At 71.5% G+C, this 25,441-nt stretch carries 22 protein-coding genes and 3 tRNA genes; 9 read left to right on the top strand and 16 right to left on the bottom strand.

Features of this window, described 5'->3' with window-relative positions:
• Nucleotides 1–5: 5 nt before the first annotated feature.
• The 6 genes from OO70_RS18065 to OO70_RS18090 all read right to left on the bottom strand — a co-directional run bounded on the left by OO70_RS18065 (nucleotide 6) and on the right by OO70_RS18090 (nucleotide 7,735).
• Nucleotides 6–746 (bottom strand): IclR family transcriptional regulator, encoded by a 741-nt coding sequence (locus OO70_RS18065; protein ID WP_043671536.1) that lies wholly within the window; start codon nucleotides 744–746, stop codon nucleotides 6–8.
• 80 nt (nucleotides 747–826) lie between these two features.
• A complete protein-coding gene (locus tag OO70_RS18070) occupies nucleotides 827–2,458 on the bottom strand; it encodes a thiamine pyrophosphate-binding protein (protein ID WP_043671539.1) in 1,632 nt (543 codons plus the stop codon).
• A 97-nt stretch (nucleotides 2,459–2,555) separates the two neighbouring features.
• Nucleotides 2,556–4,733, bottom strand: a complete 2,178-nt coding sequence (locus OO70_RS18075; RefSeq protein WP_043671542.1) for a 3-hydroxyacyl-CoA dehydrogenase NAD-binding domain-containing protein — start codon at nucleotides 4,731–4,733, stop codon at nucleotides 2,556–2,558.
• Between the two features lie 98 nt (nucleotides 4,734–4,831).
• Entirely contained in the window at nucleotides 4,832–6,046 is a 1,215-nt protein-coding gene (locus tag OO70_RS18080; RefSeq protein WP_043671545.1) for an acetyl-CoA C-acetyltransferase, read from the bottom strand.
• Nucleotides 6,047–6,057: 11 nt separating this feature from the next.
• Nucleotides 6,058–7,239, bottom strand: a complete 1,182-nt coding sequence (locus OO70_RS18085) for a CaiB/BaiF CoA transferase family protein (RefSeq protein ID WP_051741337.1) — start codon at nucleotides 7,237–7,239, stop codon at nucleotides 6,058–6,060.
• A gap of 106 nt (nucleotides 7,240–7,345) precedes the next feature.
• Entirely contained in the window at nucleotides 7,346–7,735 is a 390-nt protein-coding gene (locus tag OO70_RS18090; RefSeq protein ID WP_043671551.1) for an MmcQ/YjbR family DNA-binding protein, read from the bottom strand.
• A gap of 91 nt (nucleotides 7,736–7,826) precedes the next feature.
• Here OO70_RS18090 and OO70_RS18095 point away from each other — a divergent pair, with 91 nt between their 5' ends.
• Nucleotides 7,827–9,005: a saccharopine dehydrogenase family protein gene (locus OO70_RS18095; RefSeq protein WP_043671554.1), complete on the top strand. Its 1,179-nt coding sequence runs from the start codon at nucleotides 7,827–7,829 to the stop codon at nucleotides 9,003–9,005.
• Nucleotides 9,006–9,226: 221 nt separating this feature from the next.
• On the opposite strand, the gene mmpA is transcribed toward OO70_RS18095, so the two are convergent.
• The 3 genes from mmpA to OO70_RS18105 form a co-directional block, all read right to left on the bottom strand.
• A complete protein-coding gene (gene mmpA / locus OO70_RS55360) occupies nucleotides 9,227–9,364 on the bottom strand; it encodes a morphogenic membrane protein MmpA (protein ID WP_199824137.1) in 138 nt (45 codons plus the stop codon).
• A gap of 74 nt (nucleotides 9,365–9,438) precedes the next feature.
• Complete coding sequence (locus OO70_RS18100; RefSeq protein ID WP_043671557.1) at nucleotides 9,439–10,128, bottom strand: endonuclease V; 690 nt, start codon at nucleotides 10,126–10,128, stop codon at nucleotides 9,439–9,441.
• A gap of 101 nt (nucleotides 10,129–10,229) precedes the next feature.
• Nucleotides 10,230–11,324 carry a WD40/YVTN/BNR-like repeat-containing protein gene (locus tag OO70_RS18105; RefSeq protein ID WP_051741339.1) on the bottom strand — a complete coding sequence of 365 codons (1,095 nt, stop codon included), beginning with the start codon at nucleotides 11,322–11,324 and terminating at the stop codon, nucleotides 10,230–10,232.
• 242 nt (nucleotides 11,325–11,566) lie between these two features.
• Here OO70_RS18105 and ssgD point away from each other — a divergent pair, with 242 nt between their 5' ends.
• Nucleotides 11,567–11,983: a spore wall synthesis regulator SsgD gene (gene ssgD / locus OO70_RS18110; protein ID WP_043671560.1), complete on the top strand. Its 417-nt coding sequence runs from the start codon at nucleotides 11,567–11,569 to the stop codon at nucleotides 11,981–11,983.
• 10 nt (nucleotides 11,984–11,993) lie between these two features.
• Here ssgD and OO70_RS18115 read toward each other — a convergent pair whose 3' ends face one another.
• Nucleotides 11,994–12,818 carry an isocitrate lyase/PEP mutase family protein gene (locus OO70_RS18115; protein WP_043671563.1) on the bottom strand — a complete coding sequence of 275 codons (825 nt, stop codon included), beginning with the start codon at nucleotides 12,816–12,818 and terminating at the stop codon, nucleotides 11,994–11,996.
• 335 nt (nucleotides 12,819–13,153) lie between these two features.
• Here OO70_RS18115 and OO70_RS18120 point away from each other — a divergent pair, with 335 nt between their 5' ends.
• The 4 genes from OO70_RS18120 to OO70_RS18135 all read left to right on the top strand — a co-directional run bounded on the left by OO70_RS18120 (nucleotide 13,154) and on the right by OO70_RS18135 (nucleotide 17,824).
• A complete protein-coding gene (locus tag OO70_RS18120) occupies nucleotides 13,154–14,776 on the top strand; it encodes an ABC-F family ATP-binding cassette domain-containing protein (RefSeq protein ID WP_043671566.1) in 1,623 nt (540 codons plus the stop codon).
• A 157-nt stretch (nucleotides 14,777–14,933) separates the two neighbouring features.
• The gene (gene ddaH, locus OO70_RS18125; RefSeq protein ID WP_043671569.1) at nucleotides 14,934–15,710 is read left to right on the top strand and encodes a dimethylargininase; all 777 of its coding nucleotides are present in this window, start codon (nucleotides 14,934–14,936) and stop codon (nucleotides 15,708–15,710) included.
• A gap of 216 nt (nucleotides 15,711–15,926) precedes the next feature.
• Complete coding sequence (locus tag OO70_RS18130; RefSeq protein WP_043671572.1) at nucleotides 15,927–16,901, top strand: acyl-ACP desaturase; 975 nt, start codon at nucleotides 15,927–15,929, stop codon at nucleotides 16,899–16,901.
• Nucleotides 16,902–16,975: 74 nt separating this feature from the next.
• Nucleotides 16,976–17,824: a hypothetical protein gene (locus OO70_RS18135; protein WP_043672719.1), complete on the top strand. Its 849-nt coding sequence runs from the start codon at nucleotides 16,976–16,978 to the stop codon at nucleotides 17,822–17,824.
• Nucleotides 17,825–17,828: 4 nt separating this feature from the next.
• Here the strand turns inward: OO70_RS18135 and OO70_RS18140 are convergent.
• Nucleotides 17,829–17,905, bottom strand: a tRNA-Trp gene (locus tag OO70_RS18140).
• A gap of 90 nt (nucleotides 17,906–17,995) precedes the next feature.
• On the opposite strand from OO70_RS18140, the gene OO70_RS18145 reads away from it, so the two are divergent.
• Together OO70_RS18145 and OO70_RS18150 are read left to right on the top strand one after the other, a co-directional pair.
• The gene (locus OO70_RS18145; RefSeq protein ID WP_043671575.1) at nucleotides 17,996–19,402 is read left to right on the top strand and encodes a DUF2201 family putative metallopeptidase; all 1,407 of its coding nucleotides are present in this window, start codon (nucleotides 17,996–17,998) and stop codon (nucleotides 19,400–19,402) included.
• Entirely contained in the window at nucleotides 19,403–21,229 is a 1,827-nt protein-coding gene (locus tag OO70_RS18150; protein WP_043671578.1) for an AAA family ATPase, read from the top strand.
• Between the two features lies 1 nt (nucleotide 21,230).
• On the opposite strand, the gene OO70_RS18155 is transcribed toward OO70_RS18150, so the two are convergent.
• The 5 genes from OO70_RS18155 to OO70_RS18170 all read right to left on the bottom strand — a co-directional run bounded on the left by OO70_RS18155 (nucleotide 21,231) and on the right by OO70_RS18170 (nucleotide 24,339).
• A complete protein-coding gene (locus OO70_RS18155) occupies nucleotides 21,231–22,463 on the bottom strand; it encodes a leucine-rich repeat domain-containing protein (protein WP_234336862.1) in 1,233 nt (410 codons plus the stop codon).
• On the bottom strand, nucleotides 22,460–23,812 hold the full coding sequence (locus OO70_RS18160; protein WP_043671581.1) for an SDR family NAD(P)-dependent oxidoreductase: 1,353 nt from the start codon (nucleotides 23,810–23,812) through the stop codon (nucleotides 22,460–22,462). The genes OO70_RS18155 and OO70_RS18160 overlap by 4 nt, the downstream gene beginning before the upstream one ends.
• 29 nt (nucleotides 23,813–23,841) lie before the next feature.
• Nucleotides 23,842–23,913: transfer RNA gene (locus OO70_RS18165), tRNA-Ala, on the bottom strand.
• A 10-nt stretch (nucleotides 23,914–23,923) separates the two neighbouring features.
• Nucleotides 23,924–23,996: transfer RNA gene (locus OO70_RS54640), tRNA-OTHER, on the bottom strand.
• Between the two features lie 97 nt (nucleotides 23,997–24,093).
• Entirely contained in the window at nucleotides 24,094–24,339 is a 246-nt protein-coding gene (locus OO70_RS18170; RefSeq protein ID WP_199827333.1) for a WhiB family transcriptional regulator, read from the bottom strand.
• A 287-nt stretch (nucleotides 24,340–24,626) separates the two neighbouring features.
• Between OO70_RS18170 and OO70_RS18175 the strand changes: the two genes are divergently transcribed.
• Nucleotides 24,627–25,418, top strand: coding sequence for a VOC family protein (locus OO70_RS18175; RefSeq protein ID WP_043671587.1), 792 nt, complete (start codon nucleotides 24,627–24,629; stop codon nucleotides 25,416–25,418).
• Nucleotides 25,419–25,441 lie beyond the last annotated feature (23 nt).

The following is a 25,441-nucleotide window of genomic DNA, read 5'->3' on the forward strand; positions in this document are numbered from 1 at the left end:
CCGCGTCAGACCGACAGGGTCCGGGTGATCGCCCGTGCCGCCGCGCACAGCCGTGCCCCGATGCGGTCCACGTCCAGGCGGCGGGTGCCGCCGGTGACGGAGATCGCGGCGATCGGGCGGGGGCCGCGGTCGGGGGCGTAGACGGGGGCCGCGACCGCCGAGATGCCGATCTCGGCCTCTTCGAGGTTGACGCCGTAGCCGCGGGCCCGGGTGAGGGCGAGGTCGCGGGCGAGTTGGCCGGGGAGGACCAGGGTGCGCGGGGTGAGGCGGGGCAGGGTGCGGTGGGGCGGGCGGGGGTCCTGGGCGAGGAAGACCTTGCCGGTGGCGGTGCAGTGGGCGGGGAGCCGGCCGCCGGTGCGGGAGACGATCGGGGTGGCGCGGCGGCCGGTGATCTTCTCCAGGAAGAGGGTGTCGGTGCCGTCCGGGACGGCCAGGTGGACGTTCTCGTGGGTCGCCTCGTGCAGATCGCCCAGGTAGGGCAGCGCCACGTCCCGCAACTCCCGTACGGACGGCGACGATTGACCGAGGACGAAGAGGGCGAGCGCGATGCGGTAGCTGCCTTCGGGGGTGCGGTCCACCAGGCCGAGCCGGACCAGCTCGCCGATCAGCCGGTGTGCCGTCGGCTTGGGCAGCCCGGTGCGCAGGGCGAGTTCGGCGAGGGAGAGCGCGGTCTCGGCGTCGCCGCAGGCGCGGAGCAGCAACACCCCGCGTGCGAGCACCGACTTCGGAAGCGGCCCGTCCGTCATGGACCGATGGTGGTCGCTTCCGCGCACGGGTGACAAGGTGTGGGTCACGGTGAGTCGCGACCGCAATCGAAGCGGTATCTCTACGAGGTCCGCAGCGGTACGTCGACGAGCATCGGGCGCGTCAACTCGTCGACTCCGGCGACCAGTTCACGCAGGTGGTCCGCGCTCTCCGCCCGGACCGCGTCGACCCCGAAGAAGCGCGCGGCCCGGGTGAAGTCCAGGGCGCCCAACTCGGTGCCGGGGCAACGTCCGTTGCCGCCCATCGCCTCGTAGGTGTCCTGGAGCGTGCGGTAACTCCCGTTGCCCATCACCACGAACAGCACCGGGACCTGCTGCCGCGCCGCGCTCCACAGCCCCTGGAGTCCGAACAGCGCACAGCCGTCGCCGAGGACCGAGACGACTGGCCGCCCGGGTTCGGCGAGCGAGCGGCCGACGGCGGCGCCGATGCCCCAGCCGAGGCCGCCGCCGACGGTGTGGACGTAGCTGCCGGGACGGTCGAGTCGTAGCAGCCGACGGAGCAACAGGCCGACGGTGATGGCCTCTTCGACCACCACGGCGTCCGGCGGCAGCCCGCGTGCCACGGCATGGGCGGCGGCCCAAGGGGCGAGGGGCGCGGACGAGTAGGCGGCGCGGGCGGCGTACTCGGCACGCTCCCGTTCGGCGGTGTGCCGTTCGCCCGCGCGCAGGACGCGGGCCTTCGCGGTGTGGTCGGGCACCTGCTCGCGCAGCAGCTCGGCGAGCCGGTGGAGCGAGGGTGCGAGCGCGCCGACGAGCCCCGCGTCGGCGGGGAAGTTGCGGCCGATCTCCTCGGCGTCGGAGTCGAGTTGGACGACGGTGATACCGGGCGGCAGGGCGGGACCCGGGCTGTAGTGGTGGGGCGTGAACGCGTGGGATCCGACGATCAGGACGGCGTCGTACGACGCGAGGGCGGCCCGGATCGCGTCGTGGCGGGGTGGCAGCATGCCGGCGTAAAGGGGGTGTGTGGGAGGGAAGTTGAGGCAGTCGGCCATCGGCTGGTGGTGGACGGTCGCCCCGCAGGCCTCCGCCGTACGGACCAGCGCGGCCACCGCGTCCTCGCGGCCCACTCCGTCCCCGGCGACGATCGCGGGGCGGGCGGCGCCGCCGAGCAGTACGGCGGCCCGGTCGAGTCCGGCGGCGGGGCCCGGCCGGGGCGGGGCGGTGCGGGCGGGGACCTCGATCTCTGTGTCCTCGGCGAGCAGGTCCATGGGGAGAGACAGGAACACCGGTCCTGCGGGCGGCCGTTGGGAGTGGGCGAAGGCGCGGCGCAGGGCGAGGGGCAGGTCGCGGGCGTGCTGGATGTCGTACGTCGCCTTCACCGCGGGCCGCGCGAGGCCGAGGAGGTCGCCGGAGAGCATGGGGTCCTGCTGGAGGTGGCGGCGGTCCTGCTGGCCGGCCGTGACGACGAGCGGGGTGCGCGAACGGCGGGCGTTGAGAAGGCCGATGAGGCCGTTGGCGAGTCCGGCGGCGATGTGGAGGCTGACGAAGGCGGGGCGGCCGGTGCCGCGTGCGTAGCCGTCGGCCATGGAGACGACGGCGCCCTCGTGGACGCCGAGGACGTACTCGGGGGCGTTCTCGGTCTCCGACAGGGCGGCCAGGAACGGGAGTTCGGTGGTGCCGGGGTTGCCGAAGATCCGGTCCACGCCCTCGTCGCGCAGGATGTCGAGGAAGGCGAGGGCGGGACGGTGACCCATGGGGGGCTCCTCGGGGACGGGACCGGTGACCGGTTCGCCGGTCAGCGTCGGGGTCCCGTCCCCCGAGGGCAAGGGCAGCGTGTCGCTCAGCGATACGTCAGCGCGCGTCGGTGAACCGCTCCCCCTTCTCGGCCTTCTCCACGAGCAGCGCGGGCGGCGTGAACCGCTCCCCGTAGCGCTCGGCGAGCGCACGCGCGCGTGCCACGAAGCCGGGCAGGCCGCCCTCGTAGCCGTTGATGTACTGCAGGACACCACCGGTCCAGCCGGGGAAGCCGATCCCGAAGATGGACCCGATGTTGGCGTCGGCGACGGACGTCAGGACGCCTTCCTCAAGGAGCTTGACCGTGTCGAGCGCCTCGGAGAAGAGCATGCGTTCCTGCATGTCCTCGAAGGGGATCTCGGCGCCCTCGCGGGTGAAGTGCTCGCGCAGGCCCGGCCAGAGACCGGCGCGCTTGCCGTCGTCGCCGTAGTCGTAGAAGCCCGCGCCGCCGCTGCGCCCGGTGCGGCCGAACTCGTCGACCATGCGGTCGATGACGGCCTCGGCGGGGTGCGCGGGCCAGGTGCCGCCCGCTTCCTCGACGGCCCGCTTCGACTCGTTGCGGATCTTGCGCGGGAGGGTGAGCGTCAACTCGTCCATCAGGGAGAGGACCTTGGCCGGGTAGCCGGCCTGCGCGGCGGCCTGCTCGATGGACGCGGGCTCGATGCCCTCGCCGACCATCGCGACGCCCTCGTTGATGAACTGCCCGATCACGCGTGAGGTGAAGAAGCCGCGCGAGTCGTTGACGACGATCGGCGTCTTATTGATCTGCCGGACCAGGTCGAAGGCGCGGGCGAGGGCCTCGTCGCCGGTGCGCTCGCCCTTGATGATCTCGACGAGGGGCATCTTGTCGACCGGCGAGAAGAAGTGCAGCCCGATGAAGTCGACTTGACGCTCCACGCCTTCGGCGAGGGCGGTGATGGGGAGGGTGGAGGTGTTGGAGCAGAGCAGTGCGTCGGGCTCGACGATGTGCTGGATCTCCTGGAACACCTTGTGCTTGAGCGAGGTGTCCTCGAAGACGGCCTCGATCACCGCGTCGCAGCCCGCGAGTTGCTGCGGATCGGCGGTGGGGGTGATGCGGGCGAGCAGCGCGTCCGCCTTCTCCTGGGTCGTACGGCCGCGGGAGACCGCCTTGGCGCAGAGCTTCTCGGAGTAGGCCTTGCCCTTGGCCGCCGCCTCGTCCGCCACGTCCTTCAGGACGACGTCGATGCCCGCGCGGGCGCACGAGTAAGCGATGCCGGCGCCCATCATCCCGGCGCCGAGGACTGCGACCTTGCGGACCGGGCGGGACTCGATGCCCTTCGGGCGGTTGGCGCCGGAGTTGACGGCCTGGAGGTCGAAGAAGAACGCCTGGATCATGTTCTTCGAGGTCTGGCCGGCCGCCAGCTCCACGAAGTAGCGGGCCTCGATGACCTGCGCGGTCTCGAAGTCCACCTGGGCGCCCTCGACAGCGGCGGCCAGAATGTTGCGCGGGGCCGGGTAGGGAGCGCCGTTGGTCTGCTTGCGCAGGGAGGCCGGGAAGGCGGGCAGGTTGGCCGCGAACTTCGGGTTGGCCGGGGTGCCGCCCGGGATGCGGTAGCCGGGCTTGTCCCAGGGCTGCTGCGACTGTGGGTTGGTGTCGATGAAGGCGCGGGCCTTGGCGATCAACTCGTCGGGCGTGGCGGCCACTTCGTGGATCAGGCCGTTGTCGAGGGCGCGTCGCGGGCTGTACTGGGTGCCCTGGAGCAGCACCTTCAGCAGCGCGTCGGTGATGCCCAACAGCCGTACCGTACGGACGACTCCGCCGCCGCCGGGGAGCAGGCCGAGGGTGACCTCGGGGCAGCCGATCTTGGAGCCGGGCGCGTCGAGGGCGACCCGGTGGTGGCAGGCGAGGGCGATCTCGTAACCGCCGCCCAGGGCCGCGCCGTTGAGCGCGGCGACGACCGGCTTGCCGAGGGTCTCGATGCGGCGCAGGTTGCGCTTGATGGCGAGGCCGCCGTCGAGCAACTCCTGTGCGGTGTCCGGGGTGACGCGGATCAGGTCGCGCAGGTCGCCGCCCGCGAAGAAGGTCTTCTTGGCGGAGGTGACGATGATGCCGCGGATGGAGTCCTGCTCGGCCTCCAGGCGCTCGGTGATCGCGGCGAGGGAGTCGCGGAAGGCCGCGTTCATGGTGTTCGCGGACTGGTCGGGGTCGTCGAGGACGAGGGTGACGACGCCGGTGTCGTCCTGTTCCCAGCGGATGGTGGTGCTCTCGGTCATGAGGGGTTCTCCGTAGAAGTCTCTGGTCGCCGCGGAAGCCTCGGGTGGCCGCGGAGATCGCTGGTCGCAGCGGTGATCTCCGGTGGCCGCCGGGCTCCTCAGAGGCGCTCGACGATCGTCGCGATGCCCATGCCGCCGCCGACGCACAGCGTGGCGAGGCCGTAGCGCTTGTCCTGGCGCTCCAGTTCGTCGATGAGCGTGCCGAGGATGATCGCGCCGGTGGCGCCGAGCGGGTGGCCGAGCGCGATGGCGCCGCCGTTGACGTTGACCTTGTCCAGGGACAGGTCCATGTCCCGCACGAAGCGCAGGACGACCGCGGCGAATGCCTCGTTGATCTCGACCAGGTCGATGTCGTCGATGGTCAGCCCGGCCTTGGCGAGGGCCTTGCGGGTGGCCGGTGCGGGCCCGGTGAGCATGATGGTCGGCTCGGAGCCGGAGACGGCGGCGGAGACGATCCGCGCGCGCGGGGTGAGGCCGTAGCGCTCGCCGACCTCCTTGGAGCCGATGGCGACGAGGGAGGCGCCGTCGACGATGCCGGAGGAGTTGCCCGCGTGGTGGACGTGGTCGATCTTCTCCACCCAGTGGTACTTCTGGAGGGCCACGGCGTCGAAGCCGCCGAGTTCCCCGATGTCCGCGAAGGACGGCTTCAGCCGGGCGAGGGAGTCGGCGGTGGTGCCCGGGCGCAGGTGCTCGTCGTGGTCGAGGACGACAAGCCCGCTTCGGTCCCTGACCGGGACGACGGACCGGTCGAAGCGGCCCTCCTTCCACGCGGTGGCCGCCCGCTCCTGGGAGAGCGCCGCGTACTCGTCCACATCACGCCGCGAGAATCCCTCGATCGTGGCGATCAGGTCGGCGCTGATGCCCTGGGGCACGAAGTTGACGGCGAGGTTCGTCATCGGGTCGTTGAACCAGGCACCGCCGTCCGAGGCCATCGGCACCCGTGACATCGACTCGACGCCACCGGCGAGGACGAGGTCCTCCCAGCCCGAACGCACCTTGGCGGCGGCCATGTTGACGGCCTCCAGACCCGAGGCACAGAAGCGGTTCTCCTGTACGCCGGCCACCGTGTCCGGCAGCCCGGCGGCCACGGCGGCGATCCGAGCGATGTCGGAGCCCTGGTCGCCGACCGGGCCGACGACACCGAGCACGATGTCGTCGATCGCGGCGGGGTCCAGGTCCGGGAAGCGGTCGCGGATCTCGTGGATGAGTCCGACGACCAGGTCGATGGGCTTCGTCCCGTGCAGGGACCCGTTCGCCTTGCCGCGCCCGCGCGGGGTGCGGATCGCGTCGTAGACATACGCTTCGGTGCTCACTGCCAAGCCTTTCACTGAGGGTTTTCGAGGACGCGTCGAGGTGTTCCCCGATCACCGTCCTCAACGACGTCGGCAAGCCGGGGGACGTCCCAGTCACGGGCCACGTCCGAGGTGTCGGCACCCGGTAGGGCGGGCCCGCCGCGTACCGAGGTGGGCGTTCCGGAGAACCGGGGTGCGGGGGCGGGCTGGGTGATCCCGCCGTGCTCGGTGAAGGTCCCGCGCGCGGCGAGATGCGGATGCTCAGGGGCCTCACGGAGCGACAGCACGGGCGCCACGCACGCGTCCGTGCCCTCGAAGACGACGGTCCACTCGTCTCTCGTACGGCTCCGGAAGCGGGCCGCGACCGCCTCGCGCAGCTCGCCCCAACGGGTCCAGTCCCGGCGGGCGTCGGCGAAGTCGGCGAGGTCGAGCAGGCGTACGAACTCGGCGTAGAACTGCGGCTCCAGGGCGCCCACCGCCATGTGCTTCCCGTCGGCGGTCTCGTACGTGCCGTAGTACGGGCAGCCGCCGTCGAGGAGGTTCGCGGCGCGCCGGTCCTGCCAGCCGCCGGCGGCGAGCATGCCGTGGATCATCGCGGAGAGGTGGGCGGTGCCGTCGACGATGGCGGCGTCGACGACCTGGCCGGTGCCGGTCACGCGCGCGTGGTGCAGCGCGGCGAGGACGCCGACGACGAGGTAGAGCGAGCCGCCCGCGTAGTCGCCGAGCAGGTTGGCGGGAGCGGGCGGGGGCTCCCCCGGGCTGCCGATCATGCCGAGGGTGCCGGTGAGCGCGATGTACGCGATGTCGTGTCCGGCGCGCTGGGCGAGGGGTCCGTCCTGGCCCCAGCCGGTCATCCGGCCGTAGACGAGCCGGGGATTGCGGGCGTGGCAGGGCTCGGGGCCGACGCCGAGGCGCTCGGTGACGCCGGGGCGGTTGCCCTCGATCAGGATGTCGGCGCGTGCCACCAGGTCGAGCACGCGCGCGGGGCCCTCGGGCGACTTCAGGTCGACGAGCACCGAGCGTTTGTTGCGGTTGGTGATGTCGTGCTCGGGGCTGATCCCGAGTCCGGGGCCGCCGGGCCGGTCGACGCGGACGACGTCGGCGCCCAGGTCGGCGAGGAGCATGGCCGCGAAGGGGCCGGGGCCGATGCCGGCCAGCTCGACGACGCGCACGCCGGAGAGCGGGCCGTGCCCGGGCGTCGTTGCCGCTGTCATCCAGCCCCCAGCTGTGACACAACTGATGTAACACCAGTGATGTTAGGAACGTGTTCCACTCGACACAAGACCTGGGCGAGCAAGCGCTTAGCCAAGTTACCCGCCGTCAACCGTGATCGGCTGCGTCCAACTCGGTTATCAAGCGCTTGGGGGCGATCACGCGGTAGCTCTCCTCCACCCAGTCGCACAGCAGCTCGGCGGCCGGGGCGCCCGGCTCGGCGAGGGGGACGCGCACCCAGCCGGCCTTGCCGAGGCCGTAGCCGGCGGGCTCGGCGCCGGGTGAGGTGAGCGCGTGTGCGTGGGCCGACTCGTCCGTCAGCTTCACGGTGAGCGCGAGCGGGTAACTGCCGTCGTCGACACCGAGGAAGACGAACACCTTCTTGTTGACCTTCGCGACGCTCTCGCCCCAGGGGAACTCTTCAGTGGCACCCGGCAGCCCGAGGGCGAACTCGCGTACTTTCGCCCACTTCTTCAGGGCGTTCCTGGGCACGGCCACCTGATACCTCCGGGCTCGTCGTCGGGCTCCGCACTCTTCACGCTAGCCTCAGCCACCGACAGCGGCGCGGGCTGCGGGACCCAGGAGTGTCATGAGCAGGCTGAACAGGACGGATCGTCCTTACGACATCGTGCTCTTCGGAGCCACCGGCTTCGTCGGCGTGCTCACCGCGGAGTATCTCGCCGCGCACGCGCCCGAGGGCCTGCGCTGGGCGATCGCCGGCCGCGACGAGCTGAAGCTGAAGCGCCTGCGCGAACGGCTGCCCGGCGGCACGTCGGTGGGCGTCCTGCGGGCGGACGTGTCCGACCCGGCCTCCCTGCGCGAACTCGCCGAGCACGCGCGCGTGGTGGCCACGACGGTCGGCCCCTACGTCACCTACGGCGAGGACCTGGTCGCCGCGTGCGCGGACACCGGCACCGACTATCTCGACCTCAGCGGCGAGCCGGAGTTCGTCGACCTGACGTACGTCCGCCATGACGCACGCGCGCGTGAGACCGGTGCACGGCTGGTGCACTCCGCGGGCTTCGACTCGATTCCGCACGACCTGGGGGCGTACTTCACCGTCCGGCAACTGCCGGAGGGGGTGCCCCTCACGGTGGACGGCTTCGTGACCGCCGACGCGATGTTCTCCGGCGGCACGTTCGCCACGGCGCTGACCCAACTCGGGCGCGGCCGACAGGTGCTGGCCGCCGCCCGGGAGCGGCGACGCCACCAACCACGACTGGTGGGCCGCCGGGCCGCCGCGCCCATGGGGGCACCGCGGTTCGCCGGGGAGGTCGGCTCCTGGGCGGTGCCGCTGCCGACCATCGACCCGCAGGTCGTCGAACGATCCGCCAGGGCCCTGGAGCGCTACGGCCCCGACTTCCGCTACCGCCACTACGCGGCCGTACGACACCTTCCCGTGGCGCTCGGCGGTGTCACAGCGGTCGGCGCGCTGGCCACGGCCGCCCAACTCCCGCCCGCCCGCCGCTGGTTGTCCGACCGCCTCAAGCCGGGCGACGGACCGAGCGCGGAGAAGCGCGCGAAGAGCTGGTTCTCCGTGAAGTTCGTGGGCGAGGGCGGCGGCCGCCGCGTCTTCACGGAGGTCGCGGGCGGCGACCCCGGCTACGACGAGACGGCGAAGATGTTCGCCGAGTCGGCCCTCTGCCTCGCCCTCGACGAACTCCCGCCCACAGCGGGGCAGGTGACGACGGCGGTGGCGATGGGCGACGCGCTCATCGAGCGGCTGCGCGCCGCGGGCATCGTGTTCCGGGTGGCGGCGAGCAGGTGAACGGGCGGGGTCGGGCCCTCACCCCGATGGGCTATAGTTGATCACGAGCCGGTCGCCGGAACTCCCGGAGTCTGGTCGCGCGTTGGTGGTCCAAGGAAAGACGTCCCGCTTCCTGCGGGGAGATGCAGGTGCAAGGCCTGCCCGGCGCTCAAGTCCGAGCCCCATGCCGCTTGTTGCGGTGTGGGGCTCGTGTGTTTCCCGCGCCGGTGCGGGAGTTGGCGTCACGGCCACAGCGTGTAGATCATGCCGCCGATCCAGGCGAGGCCCGCCGCCACGGACAGGACCAGCGCGATCGTCACGGCGCGCTCGACGGGCTGGCTCGGGTGGGCAACGGGCTTCGGGGAACGGTGCGTTGTCATGCGGACAGCCTGCCGATCACACGGGGGCCGCCACATCCGTACAAGTACTCAGACCACGTACTCAGTACGGGTACTCACGCGGTCGCCTCCCGCAGCGCCCGCCGGCACAGCGCGTCGGCCCTGCGGGTCGTCTCCGGGAGCCGGTACGCGGGGGTCAGCGCGAGGGTGTGGGCGCAGGCGTTGTCGAGGGTCACCCGGTGGCCCACGGAGACGAAGACCGGCTTCACACCCTCGCGGGTGCGGAGCGCGCGGCCGACCTCGTCGGCGTCCGCACGGAGCGGGGACGCGGAGCCGCGCGGGGTGCCCGGGTCGTCGTAGGTGAAGGCGAAGGGGTTCTTGGCGACGCCGATCGTGGGCAGGCCGGTGAGGACGCCGAGGTGGCTGGCGAGGCCGAAGCGGCGGGGGTGGGCGAGGCCGTAGCCGTCACACACGACCAGGCCGGGCGGGCACGGCAGGGCGTCCAACGCGGCCAGCACCGTGGGGATTTCACGGAAGGCGAGCAGACCCGGCACGTACGGGAAGGAGACCTGGCCCACGGCCGTGGCCTCGGCGACGACGGTGAGGTCGGTCGCGTCCAGCACGACGGCCGCTGCCACCACCACGTCCCGTTCGTCGTCGTAGGCGACGTCAACTCCCGTGACGTGCCCCGTCCTTGGCGGCGGTCCCGGTTCGTCGGTCACCACCCGCTCCCGCAACTCGTCCTGGACGGCGCGGGCCTGCTCCTCGGTCGCGGGCCAGCCCGCGGGAATGCGTACGGTCGTCATGGTGGTGCCGAGGGTACGGGGATCTTGGGGGCACGGCGAAGCCGCCGTGCCCCCGGCCTCACTTGTCCAGCGCGCGCCTGAGTTGCCGCTTGTTGTCCCGCTCAGCCCTCCAGCCGCGCCACGCGCCCCTTCTCCCCCGCGGCCCAGCAGCTGAGGTCGGCCGCGCAGTCCACGGTGTCGTACGAGCCGGTGTCCACCGTCCGCCAGGTGCGCCCGGCGTCGGTCGTGAGGTCCGTGCCGGTGGGGCCGACCGCGAGGGCGGTGCCGCGGCTGCGGGGCAGCCAGGTGACGCCGGAGCGGTATGCGGGCGGCGGGGTGGTGGCGGGACGCCAGGTGCGGCCCCCGTCGCCCGTGACGGCCGCCGCGAGCGGTGACGGCTGGCCCGCGTTGTAGTCACCGCCGACCGCGAGGCCGTGCGTACGGTCGCGGAAGGCGAGCGCGAACACACCGCGCGCGGGGTCACCGGTAGGGATGGGTGTGTCGGTCGCCGTCCAGGTGAGGCCGCGGTCGGCGGAGTGCAGGACACGCGCGCGTGCACCCCCGCCGGTGGCCAGCCAGACGTCCCTCGGCCCGGAACTCACCAGACACTGGCCGCTGGCCGCGAAGCCCGCCTCTCCGTCGAGCGCGGCCGGCATCCCGGTGCTGGGCAGCACCTTCCAGGAACGGCCGCCGTCGCCGGTCGACAGGATGCGGAACTTCCCGTCCACCGGGTCGCTCATCGCGAGCCCGTGGCGGCTGTCGAAGAAGGTCATGCAGTCGTAGAAGGCGTTCGCGTCGGTGTTGCGGAAGGACTCGGTCCAGGTCGTCCCGCCGTCGTCGGTGCGGTAGACGCGGGACGCCTCGCCCTCGCCGATCGCCAGCACCACCGCGCGGCGCGCGTCGAACGCCTCGATGTCCCGGAACTGCAGATCGGTGGTGCCGGGCGGCGAGACGTTCCGCCAGCTCGCCCCGCCGTCGGTGGTCCGCAGCACCGTGCCCGCGGTCCCGGCCACCCACGCGGTGTTCCGGCTGACGGCCGACAGCCCACGGAAGCGCACATCGGCGGCCCCGCTGTCCTTCAGCTCCCAGTGCGGAGTCCGGTGCGCCGTGTCCCGCGCCTGCGCCGGTACGGCGGTCAGGACGGCCAGTGCCGCCCCGCACATCATCCCGACCGCCAGCCTGCGGTATGTACGTCCCACCTGTCGCGTCTTCCCCATGCGCCTCATGGCGGGCGAAGCTAGCCCACTCCCCCCGGACCGTCCAGATGGCCCTCGCCCGCCTTGAGCGCATATGGGCGGCGGTGACAGAGGTCACTAGAAATTCATGTGCACGGATTGGCCCGTTCCGGCGTCTCTTCCAGTGCGGACCAATCCAATCGGGGGTCCGTTCCGGAATCTTTTCGGGAGTCCGTCCGGTCGTCACCGCAGTCCGTACCGCCGTCACACAAGGGAGCAAGGCGTTGTCCATCGTCATCGAGCAGCCCGTAGAGGCCCGTCTCGTCGCCGCCGCACCGCGGATGCCGAGCATTCCCGCCACCCTTCACTACGACCGGCGGGACCCCTTCGCCGTCCGGATGACCTTCCCGGCACCGGCCACCCTGGAGGGCGTCGAGGTCTGCTGGACCTTCGCCCGGGAACTCCTCGCGGCCGGCCTGCACGGCGCCGAGGGCCACGGCGACGTCCGGGTGCGGCCCTACGGCTTCGACCGCACCGTCCTCGAGTTCCACGCCCCCGAGGGCACCGCTGTCGTGCACATCCACTCGTCCGAGGTGCGCCGCTTCCTCCAGGCCACCGACCAGCTGGTGCCCGCCGGTCTCGAACACCTCCAGCTCGACCTGGACCACGACCTCGCCGAGCTGATGCGGGACGCCTGCTGAGCCAACCCTCTTACCCCAGCAGCGAGTTGAGCTCGCCGTAGCCGAGCCCTCCCGACTGCGCGTCGTAGGTACCCGTGTCCAGCAGCTCCCGCGCGGCACGGCGGACCACGGCGTACGCGGCCAGTGCGACGCTGGAGCCGGCGCTCACGCGGGCGACGCCCAGCGCGGCCAGTTCGGCGACCGGCGGTGCGCCGGGGCCGACCAGCACATTGAGCGGTGCGTCGATCCCGTCGGCGAGTTCCTTGACGGTTCCCGGTTCGACGACCCCGGGGACGAAGATCCCGTCCGCGCCCGCGGCGCTGAAGGCGGCGGCCCGCTCCAGGGTCTCGTCCACTCCCCCGACGCCCCGCAGATACGTGTCGATCCGCGCGTTGACGAACAACGGCACGCCCTCCGCGTCGGCGGCCTCACGGGCGGCGGCGATGCGCTCGGCCTGCTCGGCGACCGGACGCAGGACGCCCTCACCCCCGTAGAGCGCGTCCTCGATGTTCACCCCCACCGCACCCGCGGCGAGCACCGCGCGGACCGTGTCGGCGACGCCCGCCGGGTCCTTCGCGAAGCCGCTCTCGATGTCGGCGCTCACCGGCACGGTGACGGTCGCGGTGATCCGGGCGACCGCCTCCAGGGCCCGCTCCCGGTCCAACCGGTCCCCGTCCGGGACGCCGAGGGCCCAGGCGAGGCCCGCGCTGGTGGTCGCCACGGCGGACGCGCCCGCGTCCTCGACGATGCGGGCGCTCGCCGCGTCCCAGGCGTTCGGGAGGACGAGCGGGCGCCCCGGCACATGCAGCGAGCGGAAGGCCAGAGCCCGGTCACGGAGGGTGTTCTGGTTCGTCATACGCCCTACCCAAGCAGCCCCGGACGGCCGCTGGCTGGCAGGAATCCGACATCGAGGTGGCGGGCGCGGGCGCCGTTTAATGCGTTGACAGCCCTCCGGCACCGTTCGTAGCGTTTCCCTCGGTCCTGTTGCCGTCGATTGGAGAAGGACGTTGCTCGTCTGAGGTTCTGAGACACCGCGTCACACACCCCTGAGGTGTGTCCGTCGTGTACGACCTCGGCGTCCGAGCCGTCCTCCGGAACAGGGCTTTTCCTGTGCCCCTGGACCAGTCTCCCGCCCCGCGGTGTCTCGCTACGCGTCCGCCCCTGACCGCGTCAAGCAACCGCGAGGCCCTCATGCATACCTCCGTCACCTGTACGTCCCTCTCCTTCGCGTGGTCCGACGGCACCTCCGTCCTCGATGACCTGGAGGTCTCCTTCGGACCCGGCAGAACCGGCCTCGTCGGCGTCAACGGATCAGGAAAATCAACCCTGTTGAAGCTGATCGCGGGCGAACTCACCCCGGCCGAGGGCACCGTGCGGGTCGCGGGCGAGGTCGGTTACCTCCCGCAGAACGTCACGCTCGACACCGCCCTGCGCGTCGACGAGACCCTCGGCATCGCCGCGCGGCGGGCCGCCCTGCACGCCATCGAGGCCGGCGACGCGGCCGAGGAGCACTTCGAGACGCTCGGCGACGACTGGGACGTGGAGGAGAGAGCGCTGGCCACCCTCGGTGAACTCGGCCTCGGACACATCGACTTGGACCGCACCATCGGCGAGGTCTCGGGCGGCGAGTCGGTACTGCTGCGACTGGCCGCGCTGCTGCTCGGCCGACCGGACGTCCTGCTCCTCGACGAACCGACCAACAACCTCGACCTGTACGCCCGCAGACGGCTGTACTCGGCCGTCGCGTCCTGGCCGGGAGTGATGATCGTGGTCAGCCACGACCGTGAACTCCTCGACCTCGTCGACCAGATCGCCGACCTGCGCTCCGGCGAGATCACCTGGTACGGCGGCAACTTCTCCGCCTACGAGGAGGCCCTCGCCACCGAACAGGACGCCGCCGAACGGATGGTGCGCGTCGCCGAGGCGGACTTCCGCAAACAGAAACGCGAACTGTCCGACGCCCAGGTCAAGTTGGCCCGGCGCAAGAAGTACGGGCAGAAGATGTTCGAGCAGAAGCGCGAGCCGAAGATCGTCATGGGCGCACGCAGGCGGTCCGCGCAGGAGTCCGCGGGCAAGCACCGCATCCTGCACGAGGAGCGGCTCACCGAGGCGAAGGAGCGGCTCGACGAGGCGGTGGAGGCCGTACGGGACGACGACGAGATCCGCGTCGACCTGCCGTACACGGCCGTACCGCCGGGCCGTACGGTCCTGACCCTCCTGGATCTGGAACTCGCCCACGGCGCCCGGGTGCGCGGCGGGCTCGATCTGCGCGGGCCGGAGCGGATCGCGCTGATCGGGCGCAACGGCGCGGGCAAGACGACCCTGCTGCGCACGATCGCGGGTGAGCTGGAGCCGGTGTCGGGCGAGGCGAAGGCGCATGTCCCGCTGCGCTTCCTGCCGCAGCGGCTCGACGTCCTCGACGGTGAGCTGACGGTGGCCGAGAACGTGGCCCGGTTCGCGCCGGGCGCCACCAACAACCGGGTCCGGGCCCGGCTGGCCCGCTTCCTGTTCCGGGGCGCCCGCGCCGACCAGAAGGCGGCGACCCTGTCCGGCGGCGAACGCTTCCGCGCGGCGCTGGCCGCGCTGATGCTGGCGGAGCCCGCCCCGCAGCTGCTGATGCTGGACGAGCCGACGAACAACCTCGACATGGCGAGCGTGCGGCAGCTGACCACCGCGCTGGAGTCGTACGAGGGGGCGCTGATCGTGGCCAGTCACGACCTGCCGTTCCTGGAGTCGATCGGCATCACGCGCTGGCTGCTGCTGGACGGGGAGCTGCGGACGATCACACCGGAGGACGTCGAAAACCCGGCATAACGCCCGCACGGTACCCGGTCCGGGCCCTTCGGGCGCGTCTCAGGAGGGCCACAGCATCACGTGAGGGGTTTTGTCGACACGGACACGTGACGCATGATGGCCCATCGGTGCCGCGTCGCCCGCACCGCAACGATCCCGCCGATACGGAGTCCCGCTCGTGCCCAGCAAGAAGGCCCTCGTCCGCCGCCCCAGCCCGCGCCTGGCCGAAGGGCTGGTCACGCACATCGAGCGGGAGAAGGTCGACGTCGAGCAAGCCCTCGAGCAGTGGGAGGCGTACGTACAGACGCTGCGGGTGCACGGCTGGGAGACCATCGAGGTGGATCCGGCCGACGACTGCCCCGACTCCGTGTTCGTCGAGGACGCGGTGGTCGTCTACAAGAACGTGGCGCTGATCACCCGCCCCGGGGCCGAGTCCCGGCGCGAGGAGACGGGCGGGGTCGAGGAGGCGGCGGCCCGGCTCGGCTGCTCGGTGAACTGGGTCTGGGAGCCCGGCACCCTGGAGGGCGGTGACGTCCTCAAGGTCGACGACACGATCTACGTCGGCCGGGGCGGTCGTACGAACGCGGCCGGTGTGCAGCAGCTGCGGGCCGTGTTCGAGCCGCTCGGCGCGCGCGTGGTCACCGTGCCCGTGAGCAAGGTGCTGCATCTGAAATCGGCGGTCACCGCGCTGCCCGACGGGACGGTGCTCGGCCACATCCCGAAGGTGGACCGGCCCTCGCTGTTCCCGCGCTTCCTGTCGGTGCCCGAGGAGGCCGGTGCGCATGTGGTGCTGCTCGGCGGCGACAAGCTGCTGATGGCGGCGAGCGCGCCCAAGACGGCCGACCTGCTCGCCGACCTCGGCCACGAGCCGGTCGTGGTGGACATCAGCGAGTTCGAGAAGCTCGAAGGATGTGTGACGTGCCTCTCGGTCAGGCTCCGGGATCTGTACGCCTGACCGGGTGATCGAACCACTCGTTCGGCGCCGGGACCTGCAGTCCTGGCACTGTTCGAGAATTCCGGGGAATGCGGCCTGAACAGCGACCTTTTACGGCGCCCTTAACCTACGGTCTCGTAACCTACGGGTTCGTAGCCTACGATTCCGTAAGTTGCACAGGTCCCGGCACCGCTCGCCGGTTTGTTCAGTTTTGCACCACGTCCCCCTGGAGTCCCCGTGACGATCACTTCCCCGCACCTCGGCAGCCCCGCAGTCTGGACCGACGCCAAGCTGCTGTACGCGCTCGAGGAAGTCGTCGAGACGGAACTCAACCGGCACCTCAAGGTCACCAAGGACTGGATGCCCCACGAGTACGTGCCCTGGAGCGACGGCCGCAACTTCCCCGGCTTCTTCGAGGACGGCGAGGCCTGGGACAAGGAGCAGTCCAAGGTCACCGAGATCGGCCGCATCGCCCTCGTGGTGAACCTCCTCACCGAGGACAACCTCCCCAGCTACCACCACGAGATCGCCTCCCTCTTCGGCCGCGACGGCGCCTGGGGCACCTGGGTGCACCGCTGGACGGCGGAGGAGGGCCGGCACGGCATCGTCATGCGGGACTACCTGCTCGCCTCCCGCGCGGTCGACCCGGACAAGCTCGAAGCGTTCCGTATGCAGCACATGAGCGAGGGCTTCGAGTCGGACAACCGGCACTCGATGCTGCACTCCGTGGCGTACGTCGCCTTCCAGGAGCTGGCCACGCGTGTCTCGCACCGCAACACCGGCCACCAGTCGGGCGACCCGGTCTGCGACCGCATGCTGGCCCGGATCGCGACCGACGAGAACCTCCACATGGTCTTCTACCGCAACCTCCTGAAGGCGGCGTTCGAGCTCGCCCCCGACCTCACCATGCAGGCCGTGCGCGACGTCCTCGTCAACTTCCGGATGCCCGGTCACGGCATGCCCGGCTTCGAGCGGTTCGCCGCCCAGATGGCCATCGGCGAGGTCTACAACCTGCGCATCCACCACGACGACGTCATCCAGCCCGTGCTGCGCTTCCTGAAGGTCATGGAGATCGACGGTCTCGGCCCCGAGGGACAGCAGGCGCAGGAGGAGATCGGCCTCTACATGGGCGGCCTGGACTCCGAGGCCTCGAAGTTCGACGAGAAGCTGGCGAACCGCAAGGCCCGCATGGCGGCCCGCGCGAGCGCCTGACCCGACCTGCCCCGGCCCGCCCGGCGATCGATTTGCCGGTGCGGGCGGCGGCCCGGCTGCGGCATCATGCCGCCATGCGTGAGAACAGCACGTCAGGGGCGGCGGTCGACTTTCTGCTGGGCCTGATCGACAGCGGCGACGCCGAGCGGGTACGGCGGCGGATCGGGCTGCCGGAGCCGGAGGACGACAGGAGCGCCGAGGCGCGGCGCAACGTCCTGATGTGGTCCTGGACGAGGACGACGGTACCGGCCTCGGTGCTGTTGTGGGTTCTGCAGGAGGACGATCCGGAACTGAACCTCAGCGTCTGGCGGCATGTGTCGGCGGACAACGCGATGCGGCGGGCCATCATCCGGGGCGTGCCGTTCGGTCCCGCCGGCGACGGGACCTTGACTGTTGTCGAGGGCCTGGGCCAGGAGCTGGAACCGCCGGTGCCCGAGAGCTTCACCCGCTTCGGCCTGGTCGGCGCCCTGCGCGAGGGCACCTCCATGCGGGACGCGCGGACGGCCGCGTCGATGGTCCTGGAGCGCTCCGACTGGCAGGCGGTCTCCGAGGCGGACCGGGACCGCCCACTGCCCGGCTACGCGCGCTGGGCACTGGCGATACGCCCGGACTGTCCGCCCGCACTGCGCGCCCAGTTCGGCACACACCGCAAGTTCACCCACCGGGTGGAGCAGGCCGGCGTGCTGGACGGCCCCGCCGACTACGCGACCTCCTGGGGCCCCGCGTCCCACGTCCTGAAGGTGCTCTCCACGGGTCAACTGCTGTTCCCCGCGCGCGTGGCCGAGGCCGAGGACGCGCTACGACCGCTCGTGCGCGACCACTTGGGCGACCGCGAGGACGCCTGGTCGGTGCTGGCGCAGCTGATCGACACGTTCCACGGGAACGCGCTGGAGCTGGTGGCGACGGCGGGCGCCATCGCGTGAGGGGGGCGGGGCGGCTGGATTCGAACCAGCGTGTTTCCGGTTCTGGAGACCAGTGCGCCTGCCTCTGCGCTACGGCCCCGCCCTTGGGGCAGAGCGTAATGCCTTGGCCCGATGTCAGTGGGCCCTGGTACCAATGACGCACTGGGGGAAATGCGGCGCGGGGGGCGTGGGATGGCGTACGGGGAGCGGGGTCGGCGTACCCCTGTGGTCGATCTGGCCGACCGCAGGGCGCTGGAGCGGTATCGGCCGGCGGACCAGGCGACGGTCGCCGAGGCGCGGCGGCTGAAGGAGGCCGCGCTGCTGGACTTCGGGCTGACGGAGTCGGCGGTGGCGTCCTGGCTGTACGCGAAGTGCCATCACCAGATCCCGACCACGGCGGTGGACACGGCTGCCGTGGTCGCCTCCGGTGACGGCTCCTGCCTGTTGCTCTTCAACCCGGACTTCTTCGTCCGACTCGGCCTGGACGGCGTGAAGTTCGTGCTGTTCCACGAGGCCCGCCACCTGGTGCAGCGCCACCTGTTCGCCGACCCCGGGCTGCGCGACGACCCGGTGTTCGAGCTGGCCGCCGAGGTCTCCATCAACCATGTCGCCCTGGTCCGGCTGGGCCGACCCGAACTGCCCCTGCTGGACGGCGAACCGACGGGCATCGACCCCCGGAAGATCCACCGGCTGTACCGCGAGGACCTCACCGCGCACGGCCTGGAGCCCGTCCCGTACGAGGAGTTCACCGCGACCGACATGAAGGTCTACGGCGAGCTGAAGCGGATGCGGCACCCTCCGGTCCCGGAACAGCGCCTGTGCGTGCACCTGTTGCTGGACGGCGGTGTACCGGCCGACCAGGAGACCGTGGACGCCGTGGCGTCGTCCGCGCTGCTGAACTCCCTGTTGGCGGCCCGGCGCGGACACGCGGGCGCGGAGCGGGAGTTGCTCGACCTGATGGGCCGTACGGAAGACGGCTCCGCGCGGGCCGCCCGGATCTGGGGGAACCTGGGCGCGGGCGTGCTGCGCGGTGAGACGGCACGCACGCGTACGGTCGACTGGTGGCAGCGCTGGCTCGTCGACGTCCTCGGCTCGAAGCTGCGCGACGGCGAGCGGCTGGTGTACCCGAAGAAGCGGGGCGCACTGCTCGCGGCCCTCGGCCAGGACCCGATGCTCTCGCGCCGCGGCCCGGTCCGGGACAAGGTGCTCGTCATCGCGTACGACACCTCGGGCTCGATGCCGCACCGCGTGATCACCTGGCTCACCGAACTCGTCGGCCGCATCGACGGGGTCGAGGCCCACTGGCTGTCCTTCGACGCCGTGGTGATGCCGTTCAGGCCGGGCGAGCGCGTCTACGGCGGTGGCGGCACGAGCTTCCAGGTGGTCGCGGACTACGTCGAGGGGCGTACGGAGGTGAACGGCCGCCGGTTCGACGTCACCCCGGACGCGGTCGTGATGCTCACCGACGGGTACGCGCCGGCGGTCACACCCGCCGAGCCGGACAAGTGGATCTGGCTGATCACCGAGGGCGGCAGCGAGTGGCCCGAGGCGCACACCCCGGCGATGGACTGCCATCGCGTCACGACAGGATCGCGGTAAATGACCATGGAGACAGGGCAGTTGACGACCCCGGCGGCCGAGCACGGCCGGCGTGAGCCGTCGCGCCTCGAGTCGTTCATCGACGCGATGATCGACATGGGGCAGACCGGGCAGATCTTCGGCGAGCACGGCATCGGCAAGACGGCGACGTTCTTCTCCCACATCGGCCGCGCCCATCCGGGCACCGCGCTGGTGTACGTCCCGGCGGCGAACCTGACGCCGGACGACCTGCTGATCAACGCGCCGGTGCGGGACCCGCACACCGGTGAACTCGTGCTGCGCCAGCTGGTGATGAGCCAGTTGAAGCCGGGCACGCCGTTCGTGCTGCTCATCGACGACTCGCTGCAGGCGGGCGACACGATCCAGTCGCAGCTGATGCAGATCGCCTGCAACTGGACGCTCGGCGAGCACGATCTGCGCGCCCTGGGCTGCGTCGGTGTCTTCCTCACCGACAACGAGTCGCTGTCCGAGACGTCGGCCCGGCGCGGCGACCTCGCGCTGCTCGACCGTATGGTCACGATGCGGATCACGGCGAACGACACGTCCTGGCGTCGGCATCTGGCCGCCAAGTACCGCCCCTGGGACCTCAGTTCGGTGTTCAGTGTCTGGGCGTCGCTCTCCCCCGCGCTGCGCGAGCTGCTCTCCCCGCGCACGCTGGACCACGTCCTGGCCAACGCGAAGGAGGGCTTCCCGCTCCGCTGGGGCCTGCCCCTGATCGACGGCGAGCGGCTGCGGCTGGCCGAGCCCGGCCCCGACGGAAAGCCCGGCCAGAACCGCACGGCGGAGATCCTGGACCGCGTCGCCCAGGCCCTCGGCGTGCCCAACCCGGCCACGATTCCCGACCCGGTACGGCAGGTGGTGCGGGCCGCGCTGCGCAACCGCTGGACGGTGCTGCTGCAAGGGCCGCCCGGGTGCGGCAAGACGGAGCTGGTCCGGGAGACGGTCCGCGCCGGCCTGGGCCGGGAGCCGCTGTACTTCTCGCTCCCGGTGACGAACGTCGAGGACCTGTGCGCGCCGATCCCCTCGGCGGACGGCACCCTGGACAACCTGCTGGCCGCGAACTTCACCGGGCCGGATGCCAAGGCGATCGTGTGGGACGAGTACAACCGCCCCAAGGACAAGGCAGCGTTCGCCAAACTCATGGAGATCACCCAGGAGTGGTCACTGGCGGGGCGGCGGATCGAGAACCTGCGGGCGCAGATCGCCGTCCAGAACCCGCCGTACCATCTGGGCCGCAAGCTGCTGGTCTCGCGGAACAACATCGCGCAGGCGACCCGGTTCACGGCCTCGCTGACGGTGGAGCCGGAGGACATCCCGGCGAACGAGTGGCTGCTCGCGCGGTACGGCTCGGACGCGGAGACGGTGCTGGAGTGGTGGAAGCACGACATCGACGACGAGGGCCGTGCCTGGATCACCAAGCGCACGCTGGAGCGGCTCATCAAGCTGCACCGGCGAGGGCTGCCGTTGGAGATGGCGACGGTCTATCTCGGCGACGGCGAGTACGCGCCCGTGCCGCTCACCGCCCTGATCGACCGCTTCAAGGGCCGCCCGGTGACGGGCCTGCGCGAACTGGCCCGTGACGCGGACGTCTGGGAGGCCCGGCTGCGCCGCGCCGCCGAGCACACCGACGAGGGCGGCAACGACAGCGACGTGGTCCACCAGATCCTGGCCAACGCGGAGTTGTCCCAGCTGAAGAAACACCGCGCGGTGGTGGCCCGCATGGTGGCCCTGCTGCCGGCGAAGCTCCGGGCGACGTATCTGGTGGGCGCGTCGGCCCAGCAACAGCGGTTCTGGACGGACATCTTCACGGGGATGGCGCGTCGCTGACCTAGTGCTCGGCCTCCCCCGGCCGCGCCGTGCGGTGCACGCTGCGTACGGCGGCCACGTCGGGGGCGAGTGGTGGTGCGGGGAGATGGGCTGTGAGGGACTCCAGGCGGCGCTTGATGCTGGCGGCGATCCCCTGCCCGAGGACGAAGCGGGTGGGAGTGAGCGCGCGGGGTGCCGTGTCGAGGAGGCGGTGGGCCTCGCGGCTGCGCATCCCCGTGTGGGACAGGACGAGGTGGGTGAGGCGGTGCTCGGCGCCCACGAGGGCCTGGGCGATGCTCTCGGCGGCGCGCAGATCGACGTGGTTGTCGCCCGCGCCGAGCACAGCCGCTGCCCTCACCCGGCCGAGGTCCAGCAGACCGACCCCGGCCGCGGTGGCAGCGGTCACCAGGCGCGCCGCGGCCCGCGGGCCGATGCCGTTGCTGGCCACGGACAGCCGGGTCAGCCGTCCGTACGGCGCGCGCTCCAGGGAGTCGGCGAGGAGGAGGGCGCCCGTGTCCCCCAACCGGGCGGCGGATACGTAGAGTTCGTCGATCGCACCCGCCGCGATGACGGCGGCGAGGGGCACGGCGCCGTCCGCGCCGAGCGAGTTGCCACCGACGAAGAGACGCTCGATCCGACGCCCGTTGCCGGCGGCGGCGAGCAGCGCGTCGGCGAGGACGGTCACTCCCGCCGGATCGAGCCCGGTCTGCACGAGGTCGAGCGTGCGCAACGCCCGCGCGGACTCGACGAGTTCGGCCGCCGCCCGCCCTCCACCGCTGCCCAGGGGATTGCGCTTGAGCCACACCCCGGTGACGACCTGCGGCGAGGCACGCAACTGGTCGGCGATCCGACAGGCACCACCGGCGGTGATCCCGTTGCAGCCGAGGTAGAGCGTCTCGACGTCCCCGCTCCCCGCGGCCACGACCTCGGCACCCTCGTCCCCGAGCCCGTCGGTGCCGAGCAGCAAGTGCCGTACGGGCGAAGGCCCTTGGGCCAACACCTCGGCGACCAGGGCGGCCCCCTCCGCCCCCAGTCCCTGCTTGCACAGATCGAGTCGCCCGTCCGGCAACGCCGTCCCCACGGCGAAGTCCAGCCGCTCCCCGGCGGGCCGACCAGCCCTCAACCAGTCGAGCAGCGGCCCGAGTTCAGCGACGGGCTGCGGCGGGACGTAGGCCACACCGGCGAAGCCGATCGCCGTCTCAGCCTCCGCCACAGGCTCGCCGGCGTCTCCCATGTCCTCCCCGTCCCCGCTCACCACGCCGCCTCCCGATAGTCCTTGAGGAACACCCCGGACACCGGGTCCCCTGACTCGCCGCGCACGATCGGGTCGTAGACGCGGGCCGCGCCGTCCACGATGTCCAGCGGTGTGCGGAAACCGGCTTCCGCCATACGGCCCTTCTTGGGCGCGGGGTTCTCGTCCGTGATCCAGCCCGTGTCGACGGCGCACATGTGGACGCCCTGGTCGGCGAGTTCGGCGGCGCTGGTGCGGGTGAGCATGTTGAGGGCGGCCTTGGCCATGTTGGTGTGGGGATGGCCGGCCGTCTTGTTCCGTACGGCGAACCGGCCCTCGACGGCGGTGACGTTGACGACGTACCGGCGTGGGCGCGGCGAGGCGAGCAGCAGGGGCAACAGCCGATCGCACAGCAGGGCGGGGGCGAGTGCGTTGACGAGCTGGGTCTCCAGGACCTCCGCCGGGTCGAGGGCGCCGAGCCGCGCCGACCAGGAGTTCTCCGGAGACGGGTCGGGCAGCAGACCGGCCTCATCCGCCTCGCGCAGTACGACGGGCAGCGCCGAGGCCCCGCCCACGAGCATCCGCATCGGCGTGAAGCCCGGCGCCTGCCGCGCCCCCGCGGGCAGGGCGTCGCGCTCCCCCGCAGCCAGGAGCGCGTACGACTGCGGAGGGCGTCGTAGGGTCTGCGCGGCGTTGTTGACGAGGATGTCCAGCGGCTCGCCCGCCTGCCGCAACTCCTCGCACAGGCCCAGCACTTGGCGCGGGTCCCGGAGGTCCACGGCGAGCACCGTCAGCCGGTCCAGCCACTTCCCGCTACCGGGTTCCGCGCGGAAGCGGCGCACGGTGTCGTGCGGGAACCGCGAGGTGACCAGCACCTCCGCGCCGTCCCGCAGCATCATCAGCGCCAACTGGAAGCCGATCTTCACCCGCCCGCCGGTGAGCAGTACCCGGCGCCCGCTGAGATCCGTACTCAGCGCCCGGCGCGCGGAGTTGTCGGCGGCGCAGTCGGGACACAGCCGGTGGTAGAAGGAATCCACCTGTCGATAGGGCGACTTGCAGACATAGCAACCACGCGGCTTGCGATAAACGCCCCCGGCGTCCACAGGAGCAAGCTCGCCCGCCGAACTCAATGGAGCGTCCTCGCGCCGGTCCACCGCCCCCGTCGCGGTCGCCGCCATCACCGCCGCGTCGGCCGCGGACATGTCGGCGCCGCGGGCCTTGCGGCGCCGCAGCCGTCCGTCCCGTGCGAAGGACGCGGCGACCTGTTCCGCGCGCAGGCGCGCCGGATCGTCGACGGGCAACTCCCGCAGCCTGCCCACCGCGTGATGGAAGGCCGCCAGTTCCGCCTCGGTGATCCCGCCCTCGTCAGTCATCGATTCCCGCCCCGGCCGTGCCATGAAGTGGGCCCCGGCCGGATTCGAACCGGCGTATCCACCTTGCCAAGGCGGCGAGTCTGCCTCTGCTCTACAGGGCCCCCGAACGCAGCCCGGGGATCGGATTCGAACCGATGTGATTCGTCAGAGCACGACGTGCGCCTGCCTCTGCGCTACGCCCGGGTGCGCCCCCGGATCCTAACCGCACTCCCGCGCGCGGGCCGTACCGAATAAACGGCCCTGTACCGAAGAGACGGCCCTGTTCAGCCGGGCGACCCCGTTCAGCGGGAGTTGCGTCTGATCTCCAGGCGTTCCTTCTCCGACAGACCGCCCCACACTCCGAAGCGTTCGTCGTTGTCGAGGGCGAACTCCAGGCAGGCGGACCGGATCGGGCACATGCCGCAGATCCGCTTCGCTTCCCTGACGGAGCTGCCGGGCTCGGGGAAGAAGAAGTCCGCCCCGGTCTGAGCGCACAACGCCTCCTGCTGCCAGTCCAGGTCGGGCGAGGTGACCGTGTCGATGTGCATGGCCAGGATCGTGCCGTCCGGCGAAAAACGTTCGATCAACGCGGGATCAACGCCGCGCTCCGAGGCCTCCGGCCGCCTTGATGATGGCCCCGCGCCCGCACCGGCGCACGGCGGCGCGCGGAACCCGATGAAAACACGGAGAACTTCAGCGGTCACCGAGGGTAATCGCGACCGTATCCCCGACGCGCCCTGCCGCTCCGGCAGCGATTGTCAGTGGGCGGTGCGAGACTCGGCTGTGCAGAGAACGGGACCCTGCCCCACGGGACCCTTCAATGAGGAGGGCAAAGATGCTCACCACCCGTTTCGTCAACGGCGCTCCGAACTGGCTGGACGTCGGCTCACCCGACATCGACGGCGCCATCTCCTTCTACGGCGGTCTCTTCGGCTGGCAGTTCCAGTCGGCGGGACCCGAAGCCGGCGGCTACGGCTTCTTCCAACTCGACGGAAAGACCGTCGCCGGTGGCATGCCACTGCCCCCGGAGCACGACTCGTCGGCCTGGACCGTGTATTTCCAGAGCCCGGACGCGGAGGCCACGGCCAAGACGGTGGAACAGGCGCACGGCGCGGTCCTGTTCCAGCCGATGGACGTGATGGGCGAGGGACACATGGCCGTCCTCCGAGACCCGGCGGGCGCGGCGTTCGGCATCTGGCAGCCGGGGCGGACCAAGGGTGTTGACGTGGCGGGCGACCCCGGTTCGCTGACCTGGGTCGAGCTGTACACGCCGGACATCGCCGCGGCGGCCGCGTTCTACTACGCCTCACTCGGTCTGGAGACCTCGGCCGCTCCCATGGCGGGCGTCGACTACACCTGTATCAACCCGGCCGGCCTCGGTGAGGACGCGATGTTCGGCGGTATCGTCCCGCTCGACTTCGACGCGACCGGGACGGCCGCGGGGGCGTACTGGCTGGCCTACTTCGAGGTCGCCGACGTGGACGCGACCGTGGCAAAGGCGCTGGAGACGGGCGGCAAGGTCACCGTGCCCGCCGCCACCATGGAGGGCGTCGGCCGCATGGCCCAGCTCACCGACCCCCACGGCGCCCGCTTCGCGATCATCAAGAGCGAGCCGCCGCGGGGCTGACGAAGCCCGGCGCCGAAGGCAAG

Origin of the sequence: Streptomyces xylophagus, assembly GCF_000716435.1 — a bacterium.
GTDB lineage: Bacteria > Actinomycetota > Actinomycetes > Streptomycetales > Streptomycetaceae > Streptomyces > Streptomyces xylophagus.